At 64.2% G+C, this 17,146-nt stretch carries 16 protein-coding genes and 2 pseudogenes; 10 read left to right on the forward strand and 8 right to left on the reverse strand.

Going from position 1 to position 17,146, the window contains the following annotated elements; genetic code table 11:
- The first annotated feature begins 2 nt into the window (after nucleotides 1-2).
- Genes qcrC through qcrB form a run of 3 tightly spaced genes read left to right on the forward strand, consistent with a single transcriptional unit; the run spans nucleotide 3 to nucleotide 3,534 of the window.
- Nucleotides 3-806, forward strand: coding sequence for a cytochrome bc1 complex diheme cytochrome c subunit (qcrC, locus tag HMPREF9153_RS10675; protein ID WP_036979822.1), 804 nt, complete (start codon nucleotides 3-5; stop codon nucleotides 804-806).
- A complete protein-coding gene (gene qcrA / locus HMPREF9153_RS10680; protein WP_004811857.1) occupies nucleotides 773-1,855 on the forward strand; it encodes a cytochrome bc1 complex Rieske iron-sulfur subunit in 1,083 nt (360 codons plus the stop codon). Before qcrC ends, qcrA begins: the two co-directional genes overlap by 34 nt.
- Nucleotides 1,855-3,534: a cytochrome bc1 complex cytochrome b subunit gene (gene qcrB / locus HMPREF9153_RS10685; protein ID WP_004811858.1), complete on the forward strand. Its 1,680-nt coding sequence runs from the start codon at nucleotides 1,855-1,857 to the stop codon at nucleotides 3,532-3,534. Before qcrA ends, qcrB begins: the two co-directional genes overlap by 1 nt.
- A gap of 45 nt (nucleotides 3,535-3,579) precedes the next feature.
- Here qcrB and HMPREF9153_RS10690 read toward each other — a convergent pair whose 3' ends face one another.
- Nucleotides 3,580-3,897 carry an MGMT family protein gene (locus HMPREF9153_RS10690; RefSeq protein ID WP_004811859.1) on the reverse strand — a complete coding sequence of 106 codons (318 nt, stop codon included), beginning with the start codon at nucleotides 3,895-3,897 and terminating at the stop codon, nucleotides 3,580-3,582.
- A gap of 40 nt (nucleotides 3,898-3,937) precedes the next feature.
- Between HMPREF9153_RS10690 and HMPREF9153_RS10695 the strand changes: the two genes are divergently transcribed.
- A complete protein-coding gene (locus tag HMPREF9153_RS10695; protein ID WP_004811860.1) occupies nucleotides 3,938-5,422 on the forward strand; it encodes a GuaB1 family IMP dehydrogenase-related protein in 1,485 nt (494 codons plus the stop codon).
- Between the two features lie 64 nt (nucleotides 5,423-5,486).
- Entirely contained in the window at nucleotides 5,487-6,143 is a 657-nt protein-coding gene (locus tag HMPREF9153_RS10700; protein WP_004811861.1) for an NAD(P)H-binding protein, read from the forward strand.
- An 88-nt stretch (nucleotides 6,144-6,231) separates the two neighbouring features.
- On the opposite strand, the gene HMPREF9153_RS10705 is transcribed toward HMPREF9153_RS10700, so the two are convergent.
- The 6 genes from HMPREF9153_RS10705 to HMPREF9153_RS10730 form a co-directional block, all read right to left on the reverse strand.
- Nucleotides 6,232-6,627, reverse strand: a complete 396-nt coding sequence (locus HMPREF9153_RS10705; protein ID WP_004811862.1) for a cytochrome c oxidase subunit 4 — start codon at nucleotides 6,625-6,627, stop codon at nucleotides 6,232-6,234.
- Nucleotides 6,627-8,348: an aa3-type cytochrome oxidase subunit I gene (gene ctaD, locus HMPREF9153_RS10710; protein ID WP_004811863.1), complete on the reverse strand. Its 1,722-nt coding sequence runs from the start codon at nucleotides 8,346-8,348 to the stop codon at nucleotides 6,627-6,629. The genes HMPREF9153_RS10705 and ctaD overlap by 1 nt, the downstream gene beginning before the upstream one ends.
- Nucleotides 8,345-9,253 carry an aa3-type cytochrome oxidase subunit II gene (gene ctaC, locus HMPREF9153_RS10715; protein WP_004811864.1) on the reverse strand — a complete coding sequence of 303 codons (909 nt, stop codon included), beginning with the start codon at nucleotides 9,251-9,253 and terminating at the stop codon, nucleotides 8,345-8,347. Before ctaC ends, ctaD begins: the two co-directional genes overlap by 4 nt.
- Nucleotides 9,254-9,434: 181 nt before the next feature.
- Complete coding sequence (erpA, locus tag HMPREF9153_RS10720; protein WP_004811865.1) at nucleotides 9,435-9,788, reverse strand: iron-sulfur cluster insertion protein ErpA; 354 nt, start codon at nucleotides 9,786-9,788, stop codon at nucleotides 9,435-9,437.
- Nucleotides 9,789-9,960: 172 nt separating this feature from the next.
- Entirely contained in the window at nucleotides 9,961-10,251 is a 291-nt protein-coding gene (gene pspAA / locus HMPREF9153_RS10725) for a PspA-associated protein PspAA (protein ID WP_004811866.1), read from the reverse strand.
- Complete coding sequence (locus HMPREF9153_RS10730) at nucleotides 10,248-11,051, reverse strand: PspA/IM30 family protein (protein WP_004811867.1); 804 nt, start codon at nucleotides 11,049-11,051, stop codon at nucleotides 10,248-10,250. Before HMPREF9153_RS10730 ends, pspAA begins: the two co-directional genes overlap by 4 nt.
- Nucleotides 11,052-11,250: 199 nt before the next feature.
- Between HMPREF9153_RS10730 and HMPREF9153_RS10735 the strand changes: the two genes are divergently transcribed.
- Together HMPREF9153_RS10735 and HMPREF9153_RS10740 are read left to right on the forward strand one after the other, a co-directional pair.
- Nucleotides 11,251-12,015, forward strand: coding sequence for a DUF3043 domain-containing protein (locus HMPREF9153_RS10735; protein ID WP_004811868.1), 765 nt, complete (start codon nucleotides 11,251-11,253; stop codon nucleotides 12,013-12,015).
- A gap of 79 nt (nucleotides 12,016-12,094) precedes the next feature.
- Nucleotides 12,095-12,313 carry a hypothetical protein gene (locus HMPREF9153_RS10740; protein WP_004811869.1) on the forward strand — a complete coding sequence of 73 codons (219 nt, stop codon included), beginning with the start codon at nucleotides 12,095-12,097 and terminating at the stop codon, nucleotides 12,311-12,313.
- On the opposite strand, the pseudogene HMPREF9153_RS10745 reads toward HMPREF9153_RS10740, so the two are convergent.
- Nucleotides 12,283-12,767 (reverse strand): annotated as a pseudogene (locus HMPREF9153_RS10745) (hypothetical protein); the annotation flags it as partial. The gene HMPREF9153_RS10740 and the pseudogene HMPREF9153_RS10745 overlap by 31 nt on opposite strands.
- Before the next feature lie 20 nt (nucleotides 12,768-12,787).
- Between HMPREF9153_RS10745 and HMPREF9153_RS10750 the strand changes: the two are divergent.
- The 3 genes and pseudogenes from HMPREF9153_RS10750 (at nucleotide 12,788) to lipB (ending at nucleotide 17,137) form a co-directional block, all read left to right on the forward strand.
- A complete protein-coding gene (locus HMPREF9153_RS10750) occupies nucleotides 12,788-14,314 on the forward strand; it encodes a leucyl aminopeptidase (RefSeq protein ID WP_004811871.1) in 1,527 nt (508 codons plus the stop codon).
- Between the two features lie 159 nt (nucleotides 14,315-14,473).
- Nucleotides 14,474-16,212 (forward strand): annotated as a pseudogene (sucB, locus tag HMPREF9153_RS10755) (2-oxoglutarate dehydrogenase, E2 component, dihydrolipoamide succinyltransferase).
- A gap of 160 nt (nucleotides 16,213-16,372) precedes the next feature.
- On the forward strand, nucleotides 16,373-17,137 hold the full coding sequence (lipB, locus tag HMPREF9153_RS10760; protein WP_174266677.1) for a lipoyl(octanoyl) transferase LipB: 765 nt from the start codon (nucleotides 16,373-16,375) through the stop codon (nucleotides 17,135-17,137).
- Nucleotides 17,138-17,146: the final 9 nt, after the last annotated feature.

Genomic DNA, 17,146 nt, shown 5'->3' on the forward strand with positions numbered 1-17,146 from the left:
TGATGAGAGTCCTCTCCACGAAACGGCACAGCCGGGCAGCCAAACCCGTGCTGCTGCTCTTGGCCTTGATCCTGGTGGGGTGTGTGTACACCTTCGTCAGCCCCTCGGCTTCTGGGCAGGCTGACACCAATGCGTCGACCCAGATGGCCCAGGGCAAGGAGATCTTCCAGCAGAACTGCTCCTCCTGTCATGGCCTCAACGGCGAGGGAACCACCCAGGGGCCGTCCTTGGCCGGTGTCGGCGCGGCTGCGGTCGACTTCCAGATGGGCACCGGCCGCATGCCGATGGCTCGTCCCGAGGCTCAGGCCCCCTCCAAGAACACGAAGTTCACCGATGAGGAAATCGCTTCGGTCGGCGCCTACGTCGCCTCTCTGACCCCCGGTCCGGAGGTCCCCTCCTCCCAGACCCTCAACACCTCGGGATTGAGTGCTGGGGAGCTGGCTCGGGGCGCTGAGCTGTTCAAGACCAACTGCTCAGCCTGCCACAACATTGAGGGACGCGGTGGCGCGCTCCCGGAAGGTGCTTACGCGCCTTCCCTCATGAAGACGTCCGACAAGCACATCTACGAGGCCATGCGCACCGGCCCGCAGCAGATGCCGGTGTTCTCCAAGTCGGTCATCACCGACCAGGACGCCCGCGAGATCATTGGCTACCTCCAGACCGCACACTCTGAGCCCAACAACGGCGGATTCGCCCTCGGCGGCATCGGCCCGGTCACTGAGGGCCTGTTCGGTTGGATCATCGGCATTGGCGGCCTCGTCCTGGTCGCCGGATGGCTGGCACGGAAGGGGGCTCGCGCGAAGTGAGCGACAAGTACACCGAACGCAACGACCTGCCGGTCGAGAACCCGGGCGTCGAGCCCCACGTCGAGCGGTACACCGACGCCAATCCGAAGGCCGGAAACCGGGCCTACCTCCAGGTGATCACCCTGCTGGGACTGGTCCCCGTTCTCGCCATCGCCTTCGTCGTCTTCTACTTCGCGATCCCCCGCGACGCCACCATCGAGATCGGGCCGCTCCACATGAACGCCTCGACCTTCGCGCTGGGTCTGTGTGCCGGCCTCGCGGTGCTGTTCATCGGCATCGCCTGCATCCACTGGGCCAAGCAGATCATGGGCGACGAAGAGATCGTTCAGGAGCGGCACCCGGTCAATTCCGATACCGCTGATCGCGAGGAGTTCGCCAAGCAGTGGCGCATCGGCGCCGAGCAGTCCGGCCTCTCCCGACGCAAGCTCATCGGCAGCGCCCTTGGTGGTGCCATCGGCATCATGGCTGTCCCGGCCATCGTCACCCTTGCTGACCTCGGTCCGAAGCCCGGCCCCGGAATGCGTCGCGCCACCATCGAGCGCACCATCTGGGCCGAGGGCGTCCGACTCGTCAACGACATCACCTTCCAGCCGATCAAGGCCTCCGACCTCGAGATCGGCCAGCTGGTCAACGCGGAGCCCGAGAACCTCAAGGATCTCGAAGGCGCTGAGTTCCAGCGTCAGAAGGCCAAGGCCGCCATCCTCATCGTCAGGATGGATCCTGATTCCATCAAGATCCCCGAGTCCCGCAAGGACTGGCAGGTCGGCGGTATCCTGTCCTATTCCAAGATCTGCACCCACGTCGGTTGCCCCGTCAACCTGTGGGAGCAGCAGACCCACCATCTGCTGTGCCCCTGCCACCAGTCGACCTTCGATCTAGGTGACTCCGGTGTCGTCGTCTTCGGTCCCGCCGGACGCTCGCTGCCGCAGCTGCCCATCACCGTCGACGACAAGGGTTACCTGGTCGCTCGCAGCGACTTCACCGTTCCGGTGGGCCCGTCCTACTTCGAGCGAGATTCTCGTCACGACTACAAGAAGGGTGACAACTGATGGCCCGGCCAACTGGCATCGCCGAGGAATCACCCACCCTGCGCACTGCGACGGCTGACGACAAGCCCTCGGGCCGCGGGATGCGGATCGTCAACTGGCACGACGACCGTTTGGGTCTTGCCAAGATGGGCAAGGAGAACCTGCGCAAGGTCTTCCCTGACCACTGGTCCTTCCTGCTGGGCGAGATTGCTCTCTACTCCTTCGTCGTCCTACTGCTCACGGGTGTCTTCCTCACTATCTGGTTCAAGCCGTCGATGGCCGAGGTCGACTACAACGGTCCGTACCAGTTGCTCAAGGGAACGCCCATGTCGGAGGCGTTCGCCTCCACCCTGGACCTCTCCTTCGAGGTGCGTGGTGGCCTGCTGGTCCGCCAGATCCACCACTGGGCAGCCATCCTCTTCGTGGCAGCAGCCACCGTCCACATGCTGCGCATCTTCTTCACGGGTGCCTTCCGCAAGCCTCGTGAGATCAACTGGCTGATCGGCCTGGGGCTCTTCATGCTGGCCATGGTTGAGGGCTTCGCCGGATACTCGCTGCCTGACGACCTGCTCTCGGGCACCGGTCTCCGCTTCGCCGACGGCCTGATGCGTGCCATCCCGCTGGTGGGCACGTGGGTTGAGTTCTTCGTCTTCAACGGCGAGTTCCCCGGCACCGCGATCGTGCCCCGTCTCTACATGGTGCACATCCTGTTGATCCCGGCCCTGCTGCTGGGCCTGGTGGCCGCACACCTCGCCCTGGTCGTGTACCACAAACACACCCAGTACCCGGGACCCGGACGGACGGAGAAGAACGTCGTGGGCTACCCGCTGTTCCCGGTGTACGCCGCCAAGGCCGGTGGCTTCTTCTTCGTGGTCTTCGGCGTCCTGACCCTCATGGGCACCTTCATGCAGATCAACCCGGTCTGGAAGTTCGGCCCCTACAACCCGGGCGAGGTCACCGCTGGATCCCAGCCTGACTGGTACATGGGTTGGCTCGAGGGCGCTGTCCGTATCACACCGAACTGGGAGTGGCACATCGGTCACACCACCTGGAGCTGGAACATCTTCCTGCCCGGTGTGTGCCTCATGGGCGTGCTGTTCACCCTCTTGGTGGCATGGCCCTTCGTCGAGAAGTGGATCACCGGTGACGAGTCCGAGCATCACCTGCTCGACCGTCCGCGCAACGTCCCGACACGTACCGCCCTCGGTGTTGCTGCCATGAGCTGCTACGCCATGTTCTGGTTGTCGGGTGCCAACGACATCATCGCCACCCACTTCCACCCGTCGCTGAACTCGATCACGTACTTCATGCGTGGTGCGATCTTCATCGTCCCGATCATCACCTACCAGATCACCAAGCGGATCTGCGTGTCCCTGCAGCGTGCTGACCGTCAGCGCCTGCTGCACGGGTCGCCCTCGGGTGAGATCATCCGCGAGCCCGATGGCGCCTTCCACGAGGCTCACGTGCCGGTGAGCGAGGAGGAGGCCTGGACCCTCACCCAGCAGAAGACCTACCCGGTCCTCACCGCTGGTTCCATCGACGACCGCGGCCGTCGCGTCAGCAAGAAGCGCGCTCGCTGGATGAAGTGGTTCCTCGGGGACAACGTTCCCAAGGTCACCCGCGAGGAGTTGGAGGCCGCTCGCCACCACACCGAGATCGGTTCCGGTCACTCCGCGGGCAATGCCGAGATCACCAACTGACCCCTTCTGAACCCGTACGAAGGCCCCTCGGTCGAGGGGCCTTCGTCATGCCTGGATGCGCAATCTCTGCCAGTTGAGCTCCCACTCCTGCGGATCGGGGGCATGGGCGCGCAGCATATCGACTCCTCCACCCAACCCCTCGTCATCCCAGTGACGGCGAGCCTCTTCCATGAGGTGGTCGGGCAGGGTCCCACGCACATTGGTGACTCGCCACCACTCCACCTCATGACCGTGACCGGCCATGATCGTGCCGACCCGCCGTGGGGAGGTTCCGACGAGCTCGGCAAGGTCAGAGTAGGACACCACCGTTCTCGGCGGCAGGGCTTCCACCGCGGCCAATACGTCATCGACGATCGAGCTCATGACACCAGTGTGCCGCGACCCGTCAGGACATGACTGGAGAATGACGACGTGGGAGAATGGGAACGTGCGTTTTCTCAACGAGCAGCCGAACTACGACCTGACGTACAACGACGTCTTCATGGCCCCGAACCGTTCCTCGGTCGGGTCTCGGATGAATGTCGATCTGACGTCGACCGACGGGCTGGGCACTCCCCTACCCCTCGCTGTGGCCAACATGACCGCAATCTCCGGACGACGGATGGCCGAGACGATCGCCCGCCGCGGCGGCATCGCCATCCTGCCCCAGGACATCCCCGCTGACTTCGTCGCGAGGTCCATACGTCGGGTCAAGGGTGCCCACACCCGCTTCGACACCCCGGTCACCGTCAATCCCACGACGACCGTCGGCGAGGCCATGAATCTGCTCAACAAGCGCGCCCATGGCGTCGTCCTCGTCATCGAGGACCATCGCCCGGTCGGACTGGTCTCCCCTGCCGAGGCGGAGGGCGTCGACCGCTTCGCCCAGTGCCATGAGGTCATGACCACCGACCTCACCTTGGTCGGCCCTGACGCCAGCCCGGACGACGTCTTCCAGGCCCTCGCAGAGCGTCACCAGAAGGTCGCTGTGGCCGTCGACGAGACCGGCGTCCTCGTCGGCATCATGACGTCCCGTGGCGCGCTGCGCACCGAGATCTACCGCCCTGCCGTCGATCCCGACGGTCGCCTCATGATCGGCACTGCCATCGGCATCAACGGCGACGTCGCCGGTCGCGCTCGTAGCGCTCTGGACTCCGGTTCCGACGTCCTCGTCATGGACACCGCTCACGGCCACCAGGACCCCATGATCCGGGCCATTGGCGTGGCGGACAAGGTTCGCACTGCCTTCCAAGAGAAAACCGGACGCCGTATCCCTATCGTGGCTGGCAACATCGTCACCCGGCGCGGCACCCTGGACCTGCTGGAGGCCGGGGCGGACATCATCAAGGTCGGTGTTGGACCGGGCGCCATGTGCACCACCCGTATGCAGACCGGCGTCGGGCGCCCCCAGTTCTCGGCGGTGCTGGAGTGCGCTGAGGCAGCCGCCGAGGCCGACGGGGCCATCTGGGCTGATGGAGGCATCCGTCACCCCCGTGACGTCGCCCTCGCCCTGGCGGCCGGAGCCGGATCGGTCATGATCGGCTCGTGGTTCGCCGGCACCCACGAGTCCACCGGAGCCATGCTCGTCGATCACGATGGCCGCCTGTACAAGGAGTCCTTCGGGATGGCCTCGGCCCGTGCAGTTCGTCACCGCACCCGCCAGCGCAGCGCCTTCGAGAGGGCCCGCGCTGCCCTGTTCGAGGAAGGGATCTCCCAGTCGAAGATGTACCTGGATCCCCAGCGTCCTGGAGTTGAGGACCTCGTCGACTTCATCACCTCCGGAGTGCGATCCTCCTGCACCTACGCCGGCGCGGCCAACCTCGAGGAGTTCCACGAGAAGGCCGTCATCGGCGTGCAGTCCCCCTCGGGATATGAGGAGGGACGTCCCCTGCAGCGCAGCTGGACCTGAGCTGCTGGCGAACTGTCACCGTCGCTCGCCCTGGCCCGACCTTGTCAGTTCTAGGGTGAGAGGCATGACAGCAGATCGAATCCTCATCATTGGTGGCCATGGACACGTCGCCAGGCACTTCGCCCAGCACGCCAGTTCGAAGGGTCGTCACGTCGATTCCGTCATTCGGCGTGAAGACCAAGCTGCTGACGTCGTCAGGTGCGGCGGGAATCCCATCGTCGCTGATGTCACCTGTCTGCGCCCTTCTCAGTGGGACGACCTCGTCAACAGTCACGACGCTGTGGTGTGGTCGGCCGGAGCAGGTGGCAAGGGCAGCCCCGAGGACACCTATGCCGTCGACCGCGATGCCTGCAAGCACCTCGTCGACGCCATTGCGCGTTCCTCCCACGGACCGCGGTTCGTGCTCATCTCGTGGTGCGGCAGCCCCGACCACGGTGTCCCCTCCGACAACGACTTCTTCCCCTATGCCGACGCAAAGGCCGATGCCGACCGCCACACCATGCGCTCGACGGTTCAATGGACCATCCTCGGCCCGGTGACCCTCAGCCACGATCCCGCCACCGGCATCCATGTGTTGGAGGAGGGCGAGGACTACAAGGACGCCACCGTGTCCCGTGAGGCCGTCGCTCAGGCGGCTCTGGCCTGTCTGGACGACGAGACCACGGTTGGCCGGTTCATTCGCTTCCGTAACGGTTCTCGGCCCATTGCAGAGGCCATCTGAGCCAGGACCGCCAGCAGTATCCTCCGACGAAAAAGGCCGGGACCGTCATCATGACGGTCCCGGCCTTCACATTGTCGGTGAGACGCGGTCAGTGCTGGTAGTCCCCGCGGTAGTACTCGAATGCCCAACCCGAAGCAGCCCAGATTCCGATGCCCAGACCGAGCAGCGAGATCCACCACCCGAAGACCGGACCGAGGCACATGATTGCCACGACGAGAGCACACCAGAAGGGCCAGATGCTCTGCGGTGGGAAGAATCCCACTGGTCCAGCCCCGTCGATCACCTCAGCATCCTTCTCGTCGGAAGGACGCGGATTGATCTTCTTGGCGACGACCTGGACGTAGAAGAACACCATCAGGGCCATGGCCCCCGACAGCCCCAGCACCCAGGTGCCGGCGACCTCATGGGCGGTGAACCAGTAGATCGGGGTGACGACAAGGTAGAACAGACCAAGTCCGCCAAAGACCCAACGTTCCGGTTTCATCAGGCATCCTCCTTGCCGGAGTGGACGAGTTCACGCGGGTTAGCTTCCTCGGTCTCGGGAGCCAGGGCGGCCTCCGGATGGTTGATGTCAAAGGCCGGGGAAGTGGAACGAACGCGAATCATCTTGGTGAAGTTGTGGGCAGGCGGCGGACACGAGGTGGCCCACTCGAGGGTACGGCCCCAACCCCACGGATCATCGACCTCGATGTTCGGGTCATGACGGGTGATCCAGACGTTCCAGGCGAATGGCAGCATCGAGATGGCCAGCAGGAAGGCGCCGAAGGTCGACACCTGGTTCAAGAGGGTGAATCCCTCCCAGGAGCCATAGTCAGCGATACGACGCTGCATGCCCTCGACACCGAGCCAGTGCTGGACGAGGAAGGTGGTGTGGAATCCGACGAAGAGAGTCCAGAAGTGAATCTTGCCCCAGGTCTCGTTGAGCATGTGCCCGGTGATCTTCGGCCACCAGTAGTAGAAGCCGGCGAACATCGCGAACACCACGGTGCCGAACAGCACGTAGTGGAAGTGGGCCACCACGAAGTAGGTGTCTGAGACGTTGAAGTCCATCGGCGGGCTGGCGAGCATGACGCCGGTCAGACCACCGAAGAGGAAGGTCGTCAGGAAGCCGATGGCGAAGAGCATCGGTGTGTCGAAACTCAACGACCCGCCCCACATCGTGCCAATCCAGTTGAAGAACTTCACGCCCGTCGGAACGGCAATGGTGAAGGTCATGAAGGAGAAGAACGGCAGAGAGACCGCACCGGTCACGAACATGTGGTGGGCCCACACAGACACCGACAGACCGCCGATGGCCAGGGTGGCGAACACCAGACCGACATAACCGAAAACCGGCTTGCGACTGAAGACCGGGAGGACCTCGGTGATGATGCCGAAGAACGGCAGGGCGATGACGTAAACCTCAGGGTGTCCGAAGAACCAGAAGAGGTGCTGCCACAGGATCGGTCCGCCATTCGCAGCATCGAAGATGTGGGCTCCCAGAGCTCGGTCAGCCTCGAGGACGAGCAGACCGGCGGACAGCACCGGGAAGACGACCAAGACCATGATCGAGGTGATGAGGATGTTCCAGGAGAAGATCGGCATCCGGAACATCGTCATACCCGGAGTACGCATGAGGATGATCGTCGTCACGAAGTTGACGGCACCGAGGATGGACGACAGACCCAGCAGGTACAGACCCATGACCCACAGATCACCACCGACTCCCGGGGAGTTGATGGCGTCCGAGAGCGGGGCGTAGGCGAACCAACCGAAGCTGGCAGCGCCACCAGGGGTGAGGAAGCCGCCACAGGCCATCAACGAGCCGAAGAGGTACAGCCAGTACGCGAACTGGTTGATACGGGGGAAGGCGACGTCGGGGGCACCGATCTGGAGAGGCATGAAGAAGTTCGCAAACCCGGAGAACAGCGGGGTGGCGAACATCAACAGCATGATCGTGCCGTGCATCGTGAAGAGCTGGTTGAAGGTCTCCTGGTGCATGAACTGCATGCCGGGATAGGCCAGCTCGGCTCGGATGAGCAGGGCGAGAATGCCACCAAAGGCGAAGAAGAACAGCGACGTGCCGAAGTACAGCCGTCCGATCTTCTTGTGGTCGGTGGTCGTCATGTAATCCCAGACGAGAGCGCCGAAGCTCGTCTTGCGACGCTCCTCGCGTGTCACCGCAGGACGCACCGCGGTTCGCTGGGCGATAGATGCGCTGGTCACTTCTTCTCCCCCTCCTTCGATTCGGCGGTGGTGAGGGCGGCGACGGAATTCGGAGGCTTGATCTCACCGATGTCGCCCTGAGCCTTGAGCTGCCGGAGGTGCTTGTTGTAGTCCCCGACCGACACCACATGCACCTTGAAGATCATGTTGGCGTGGTAGGTACCACACAACTCGGCGCACTTGCCGTCGTAAACGCCGATCTTCGTCGGGGTGAGGTCGAACTGGTTGGGATGACCTGGGATGACGTCCATCTTGAAGTAGAAGGCCGGAACCCAGAAGGAGTGGATGACATCGGCGGAATTGAGGTGGAAGCGCACCGACTCGTTCACGGGAAGGTAGAGATCCGGGATCTTCTCGATGGTGCCCACCTCATGGGTGACGGCACCGCCGACATCCGGGTTCTTCTGTTCCATGTAGTTGAACGTCCAGGACCACTTCTGTCCGACGACATTGACGACATGCTGAGGCTCGGGATTCTTCTCGAGCACCTTGTTCTCAGTACGGACGGTGTAGAAGAACAGCACGCCGATGACGAGGAACGGAACGATGGTGTACAGCACCTCAAGCGGAAGGTGGTACCGCGACTGCCGTGGAATCACCGGATCTCCGTCCTTACGACGGAACTTGAAGGCTGCGTATCCGATGAGGCCCCACACGAACACACCGATGACGAGCGCCGAAACCCATGCACCAATCCACATGTTTCCCATGTGCACGGCACGGTCGGACGCCGGATCGACGAGACCGAGACGAGCTGCACGTCCGGGTCCGGTGTCACCACAGCCGCTCAGTGCCAGTACCGCAATCATTGCGGCACAGGCACCACCGACCTTCCCGGCAACACCGCTGCCACTTCGGGGCACGTCCCGGTCAAGGTCGTGTCGCCAGCTGACTCTGCGTCCCACGGCTCACCCTTCCCCATTGCAAGCCCGGCCCCGACCCGACGGTGGGGACAGGTGACTGTTGTGTCTGTCACACCGAACAATAGCGAAAATAAGGCGCTCCGTCCGCCCAGCAGGACTGACGAAACGCCTCAATGACCCCAGAAGGTCTGTCGGGGAAGTGATCCCGGTAGTCAGAATCGGCTCAGTGGAAGGAATCCCCACAAGCGCAAGTGCTGGTCGCGTTGGGGTTGTCGATGGTGAACCCCTGCTTCTCGATGGTGTCCATGAAGTCGATCGTGGCACCGGCGAGGTAGGGAGCGCTCATTCGGTCGGTCACCACATTGACCCCGCCGTAGGTCTTGACGACGTCACCGTCGAGGTGGCGCTCGTCGAAGAAGAGCTGGTAACGCAGACCCGAGCAACCGCCGGGTTGCACGGCCAAACGCAGGGCGAGGTCGTCGCGTCCCTCCTGATCGAGCAGGGACTTCACCTTGGCCGCAGCGGCATCGGTGAGGACGATTCCATCGGTGGTGGGGGCGTTGACGGTGTCGGTCATGTGGACTCCAAGAACGTGTGATGGACGGTCCCGGGGGATGACCCGGGCGTTCGATCCTGGTGGATCGGGCGGGTATGTCGTCCCGTCGCATCGTCCACTGTATCCGCAGCGCCCCGTCGACATCGAACTGTGCCGATTAAGCGCGCAGCGGAACAGGGGTGCTTCACCTCTGTCAGCCGGGAATGAGACCGTCTCCGGCAGGGTTTTCCGAGAGCCAGACCGAGACCTCCTCGATCGTCGCCGAGACGTCGGGAACGATGAGGTCCGAGTCGACAATGTTGTCGTCGGCAATCGGGGTACCTATCGTGCGGACGGTCGTCACCAGCTCAGAGAGAGCCTCGGTGAGCTCACTCTGCGAGGTGGTCTCGATGGCGTGCTCGACGCGGGAATCAATACGGTTGAGATGGTTCATCTCGGTGTCGGGCACCTGCCACTGGCCCTCACCAACGATACGAATGATCATGACTGGCCCTCCTGACGTCGCACAGCACGCGATCCGGTTTCCGGGTTCATCCCCGCGCCGGAACCGGACTCGAGCTCCGGAGTGGAATTGTCGTGGCCGGTATCCAGCTGCGCCTTGAGGGCCGACAGCTCGGCATCGATGGAATGGTCACTGGCAAGGTTGTCGAGCTCGCGAGTGATGTCGTCGCCATAGCTACGGGTGGGATCCTCGATGGCTCCACTGACCATGAGTTCGTCAACGGCTCCTGCACGGGCCTGAAGCTCCATGGTCTTGTCCTCGGCACGCGTGATCGCCATGCCGATGTCGCCCATCTCCTCGTTCAGACCGGTGAAGGCCTCATTGATACGAGTTTGAGCCTCAGCCGCCGAGTAGGTGGCCTTGATGGTCTCCTTCCTCGTGCGGAAGGCATCCACACGAGCCTGGAGACGCTGGGAACCGCGGATGAGCTTCTCCTCCTCAGCCTGCAAGGTGGCGTGCTGAGTCTGCAGGTCGTTGAGCTGGGCCTGCAGGGTGGCTTTGCGGGTCAGGGCCTCACGAGCCAGATCCTCGCGGCCCTGCTCGAGGGCGCGAGCAGCCGCATTCTGCATCTTGTCGACGTCGGCCTGCAGCTGGTTCATCTGCAGCTCGACTCGCTTGCGGCTCGTGGCGACGTCGGCAACGCCCCTACGCACCTTTTGCAACATGTCGAGCTGACGCTGGTAGGAGTAGTCGAGGGTCTCGCGCGGGTCCTCAACCTTGTCGAGGGCCTTGTTCGCCTTGGAACGGAAAACCGTCGAAAGTCGTGCAAATATGCCAGCCATAGGTGGAGTCGTATCCTTCCCCTTCGGTGCTTGATGACTCCGGGAAGTCGTCAGCATTGCGGTTGCCTGACCATCAGAGTACGGGACCGCGCAACAACAACCCAGAGCAATACCCGTACAATCTTCTCAGCCCAGACAGGGTCGCCCCGGCTGGAACTGGCCACCGTGGGCACGAGTACGACACAAAAGAGGATGGATCGTGGGACTGTTCCGCCCCTACGAGCAGGGAGACAGCAAGAAAGCCGACTCGACGGACGAGACCGTCACGGCAGAGCCGGTGTCCAGCACCGAGTCCTCCCCGTCCTCGGCCACCGCTGCCCCAAGGCCCACCTCTGATGCGGCGAACACCAAGCAGGAGAAGCAGCCCGAGAAGAGGCGTCACGCTGACAAGAGCAACGGCGCTGCCAAGGAACACCGCGCAGCTGCACAGGCAACACCCGCGGCACAGCCCAAGCCTCGCCACATCGCGAAGAAGGGTCCGACCCCGACCCGCGCCAAGGCCGAGGCTGCCCGCCGTGAGCGCCTCAACCCGACCCTGAGCAAGAAGGAAGCCCGAAAGCGCGAGCGTCTGGCCAAGCGAGAGCGTCAGGCCGCCGCCATGGAGGCTGCCGAACGACGACCCGAGCGCGGTTACATCCGCGATTACGTCGACTCGCGCTGGACGTTCAGCGAGTTCATCATGCCGATCTTCCTGGCCGTCATGGTGATCTGGTTGGCCATGCTCTTCATCGCCCCCACCGCGGTCGGCGCCATCAACGCCATGTCCTTGGGCATGCTGATGGTCATGCTGTTGTGGCTGGTCGACTCCTGGCGACTGTGGCACGGGGCCAAGAAGGGCATCCGTGCCCGCTACCCCAACGCTCCTCTGCGCGGTCTGTGGGCCTATCTCAACAACCGGGCGATGACCGTGCGCCGGTGGCGCAACCCGGAACCGCGCATCGAGCGTGGTGAGAAGATCGACTGACACTGATCTCCAGACCAAACTCTGCGTCGTTGCCACGTCCGTATCCCTTCCGTGGCACGGACGTGGTTGTCTTGTAGGTATGAGTTACTCGTGGGTTTTCAAACAGTCTCGCGTCACCGTCAAGGGAGCTGAGCACCTCGGCGAAATTGGCGCTGGCCAGCAGTTCGAATCTCAGGAGGAAGCCGAGGCATGGCTCTCCGAGACCTGGCCCGAGCTGCAGGATGCCGGTGTCGACGAGGTCACTCTCATGCAGGACGAGGATGTCGTTTACGGCCCGATGGGGCTGTCCGAGGAGTGATCCTGGCGGCGGACCTTGACGGTCTGCCAGCTCATCACGACCCCGAAAACCGTTACTGCAACCCCAAGACCTGTGACCGTGGGGCGAGACTGGGCAATAGACTGACGTCGTTGCTCGTATGTCTGCACCGTGTCCGTGCGGGTGGCGGTGTAGGTGGCCTTGTGGCAGGTGTCTCCCGGATGCATCTCGACGCCACGGCACGAGATCGTCGGCGAGGCCATCACGACGATGCCCCACACGAGCAGGGCAATTCCGGCCATGACGGTGACGATGTCCAAGGCCATCCGCAACGTGGAATGGCTGGCACGACGAGAAGGCGCCGTGTCCTGGCTGGCCGGGGTGGTTGAGTTCACGAGCACACCATAACGGCGCGTCATTCGTACCGCACCGTCCCGCGCTCGACGCACCTCGACTAGGCTTCAGACGAGGCGTCGGCCCGAGTCTGACCGGGCCCATCCTGAACCGACCCCCCGAATGAGAGGAATCCTCGTGGCCAAGAGCACCGAGCTACCCATCCGTCCGCGTCCCGATCTCAAGGTCTCCCGCAATGCCAACGGCGCCGACGTCGTGATTGCCGGCCTGGTCGAGGGCTCCCAGGGCCCCGTCGTCCAGGGACTTGCACCGCGAGCCGTGAAGGAGGCCGAGGAGACCTTCGGCGCTTCACTGGCCGAGGTTGCCATTCGCGCTGGCGGCTCGACGAAGCTTGGGTCCACCGCGGTGCTGCCCTGGTCCGGGAACAACCTCGTTCTGGTCGGCTGCGGAGCTGAAGGATTTGACGGTGAGGCCCTACGCAAGGCTGCCGGTGCCGGCGCCCGTGCCGCCGCGGCCCTGTCGCACGGAACCAGCCTCAAGGTCGCCGTCGACATGGGAACCGGCTCGGCTGAGCAGGTTCGTATCGCTGCCGAGGGTGCCCTGCTCGGTTGCTACAAGGTGCCTGTCGTCACCGCGAACCCGGATGTCCCCGAGGTCTCCACTGTGACCATCGTCTCCAATGCTCGTGGCGCCAAGCCCGAGCTCGACAAGGCCCGGATCCTCGCCGATGCCGTCTATACCGCTCGTGACTGGGTGGATGCCCCGGCCAACCTGCTCTACCCGAAGACCTTCGCCGCCTCAGTGCAGTCGTGGTGCAAGGACCTCAAGGACGTCAACGTCGAGGTTCTCGACGAGAAGGCTCTCGTCCGTGGCGGATTCGGGGGCATCCTGGCCGTCGGCGGCGGCTCGGCCCGTTCCCCGCGTCTGGTCCGCGTCGAGTACGCCCCGGAAGGTGCCACCACCACCCTGGCCCTGGTGGGCAAGGGCATCACCTTCGACTCCGGCGGCCTCGACATCAAGACTGCTGCCGGCATGTACACCATGAAGTGCGACATGGGCGGTGCTGCCGCGGTGCTCGCCACCGTGGGCGCGGTCGCGCGTCTGGGCCTCAACGTCCGCGTCATCGCCTACGGCTGCATGGCTGAGAACATGCCGTCCGGATCGGCATGGCGCCCTTCCGACGTCGTCACCATGTATGGCGGCAAGACCGTCGAGAACGGCAACTCCGACGCCGAGGGCCGCATCGTCATGGCTGACGGCCTGGCTCGTGCCTGTGAGGACGAACCGGACTACCTCGTCGACATCTCCACCCTCACCGGCGCCTGCATGGTCGCCCTCGGCAACCACACTGCCGGAGTCATGACCTCCGGAGCACAGGCTGCCGACACCCTGCTGGACGCCTCCGAGGCCGCCGGCGAGGACTTCTGGGAACTTCCCATCACGGACGAGGTCCGCGAGCACCTGCACTCTGACGTCGCCGACGTCAAGTCCTCCGGTGGTCGCGAAGGTGGCGCGATGCTCGCCGCCGCCTTCCTGCAAAGCTTCGTGGCCCCTGGAATCGACTGGGCCCATCTCGACATCGCCGGCCCGGCCTACAACAACGCCACACCGCACGACTACACCCCGATCCAGGGAACCGGATTCGGGGTGCGCACCTTGGTGCAGCTCGCCGCCAATCTGGCTGACTGATCAACTCGATCGTCGGGAGGGCAGGGTCCACGGGCCCTGCCCTCCGCCACGTTCGGATGAGATTTTTCCGACTTCAGAAATGGGACCAACTGCACATTTGCCCATAGTCCGGCTAGGCTTGCAACGAATCCGTCGCGGCTTGCAAAGGAGCTCCAACACATGTCGACCGAAGTCACTCTTCCCGCCCTGGGCGAGTCCGTCACCGAAGGCACCGTGTCCCGCTGGCTCAAGGCCGTCGGAGACACCGTCGAGGCTGACGAGCCCCTACTCGAGGTGTCCACCGACAAGGTAGACACCGAGGTCCCCTCCCCCGCCTCCGGCACCCTGCTCGAGATCAAGGTCCCCGAGGACGAAGACGCCGAGGTCGGCGCCGTGCTGGCCATCATCGGCGACCCCTCCACCGCCGAGTCGACTCCAGCTGAGGCCCCCAGCGGAAATGACGAGACCCCCGAGTCGGAGCCTGAGCCCGAACCCGCCGCCGAGGAGAAGCCTGCTCCGGCTGCTGGTGGTGCGGCCAAGGGTGTTGAGGTCACTCTGCCGGCTCTGGGCGAGTCCGTCACCGAAGGCACCGTGTCCCGCTGGCTCAAGGCCGTCGGAGACACCGTCGAGGCTGACGAGCCCCTACTCGAGGTGTCCACCGACAAGGTAGACACCGAGGTCCCCTCCCCCGCCTCCGGCACCCTGCTCGAGATCAAGGTCCCCGAGGACGAAGACGCCGAGGTCGGCGCCGTGCTGGCCATCATCGGCGACCCCTCCACCGCCGAGTCGGCTCCTGAGCCCACCGAGCCCAAGGCTGAGCCCGCCGAGAAGGCCGAGCCCGAGCCGGTGAAGAGCAAGGCCGAGAAGGCCCCGGCCCCGCCCCGGCTGCCCCGAAGCCCCCTGAGGCCCCGATGCCGACTGGCACCAACGAGGTCGCCCCGCGCGCCACCAACCCGTCCTCCGACGTCTATGTCACCCCGCTGGTCCGCAAGCTGGCCAAGGAGAACAACGTAGACCTGTCCACCATCACCGGAACCGGTGTCGGTGGTCGCATCCGCAAGCAGGACGTGCTGGCCGCTGCCAAGTCCGAGGAGGCCCCGGCCCCCGCTCCGGCTCCCTCCGCCACTCCGGCTCCGGCCTCCCCGAAGCCCACTGGTTCGGCTCGCAAGGCCTCTCAGGAAGTCTCTCCGGAGGCTGCCGCCCTGCGTGGCACCACCGAGAAGATGAGCCGTCTTCGCAAGGTCATCGCCTCCCGCATGGTGGAGTCCCTGCAGGTGTCCGCCCAGCTCACTGCCACCGTCGAAGTGGACATGACCGCCATCTCCCGTATCCGCAAGGCCGAGAAGGCCGCCTTCAAGGCTCGCGAGGGAGTCGGCCTGTCCTACCTGCCGTTCATCACCAAGGCTGTCGTCGAGGCTCTCAAGGCCAACCCGAAGTTCAACGCGAACATTGACACCGAGGCCGGGACGATCACCTACGGCGCCTCCGAGAACATCGGCATCGCCGTCGACACCCCGCGTGGCCTGCTGGTTCCGGTCATCAAGAACGCCGGCGACCTCAACATCGCTGGACTGGCTCACCAGATCGGCGACCTCGCTGCTCGCACCCGTGACAACAAGGTCACTCCCGATGAGCTGGCCGGTGGCACCTTCACCATCACCAACTACGGTTCGGCCGGTGCTCTCTTCGACACCCCGATCGTCAATCAGCCCGAGGTTGCCATCCTCGGCACCGGTGCCCTGGTGAAGCGCCCGGTCGTCGTCACCAACGAGTTCGGTGAGGACACCATCGCCATTCGCGACATGATGTACCTGTCGCTGTCCTACGATCACCGCCTCATCGACGGTGCCGTGGCGGCCCGCTTCCTGTCGGGCATCAAGGCCCGTCTGGAGGAGGGTGACTTCGCCGGAGAGTTCTGATTCGAACCTCATGACGGGGTCCGGTGTGGAATTCCACACCGGACCCCGTCGCGTGTCCGGACTACCATGGGTCAGCGTGACAGACGCCCAGAATCACTCCTGCGATCGCGACGACGCCCAGGCGACCCCACAGCCCACCACACCCCAGGTCGTTGCCGGGGTGGCCCCGAAGGGATGGGTGGACCATCCCGCTGGCTTGGAATTCGAATATCTGGGCATCGCGGACAACCCCCCGGTACGCACCGAGTACAACGAGTGCTGGGCCCACCAGCGTGAGGTCCACGCCGAGGTCTCCAGCCATCAGCGTCCCAGCACGGTCATCTACGTCGAGCACGACCCCGTCTACACCGCCGGGCGACGGACCCGTCCGGAAGCCTACCCCTTCGATGGCACCCCTGTCGTCCCGGTGGATCGTGGCGGTGAGATCACCTGGCACGGTCCGGGACAGCTGGTCGGATACCCCATCGTCTTCCTGCAGCGCGGCATCGGTGTCGTGGACTACGTGCGTCGCGTCGAGGAATCGGTCATCCGCCTCGTCGCCGAGTACGGGTTGAAGGCCGGTCGCGTCCCCGGACGCACCGGAGTCTGGTTCCCCTCCGACGGCGTCGGACCGGAGCGCAAGGTCTGCGCCATCGGTATCCGGGTCTCTCGTCAGACGGCGATGCACGGATTCGCCCTCAACATCGACCCCGACACCGCAGGGTTCGACAACATCATCCCCTGTGGTATCTCCGATGCTGACGTCACCAGCATGGGACGCGAGCTGCGACGCCTGCATGGCCCCGACGCCGAGGTGCCGTCCATGCTGGAGGTGGCGGACAGGCTCGAGCCCATCCTCACCGAGATGATGTCCTTTCAGCCCTACGAGATGAGCCCGGACATCCCGCGTCGGGGGCACCCGGCGTTCCTCCACCCGATGTCGTGAGTCTGTCCG

It is taken from the genome of Cutibacterium avidum ATCC 25577, assembly GCF_000227295.1.
GTDB classification, from domain to species: Bacteria; Actinomycetota; Actinomycetes; order Propionibacteriales; family Propionibacteriaceae; genus Cutibacterium; species Cutibacterium avidum.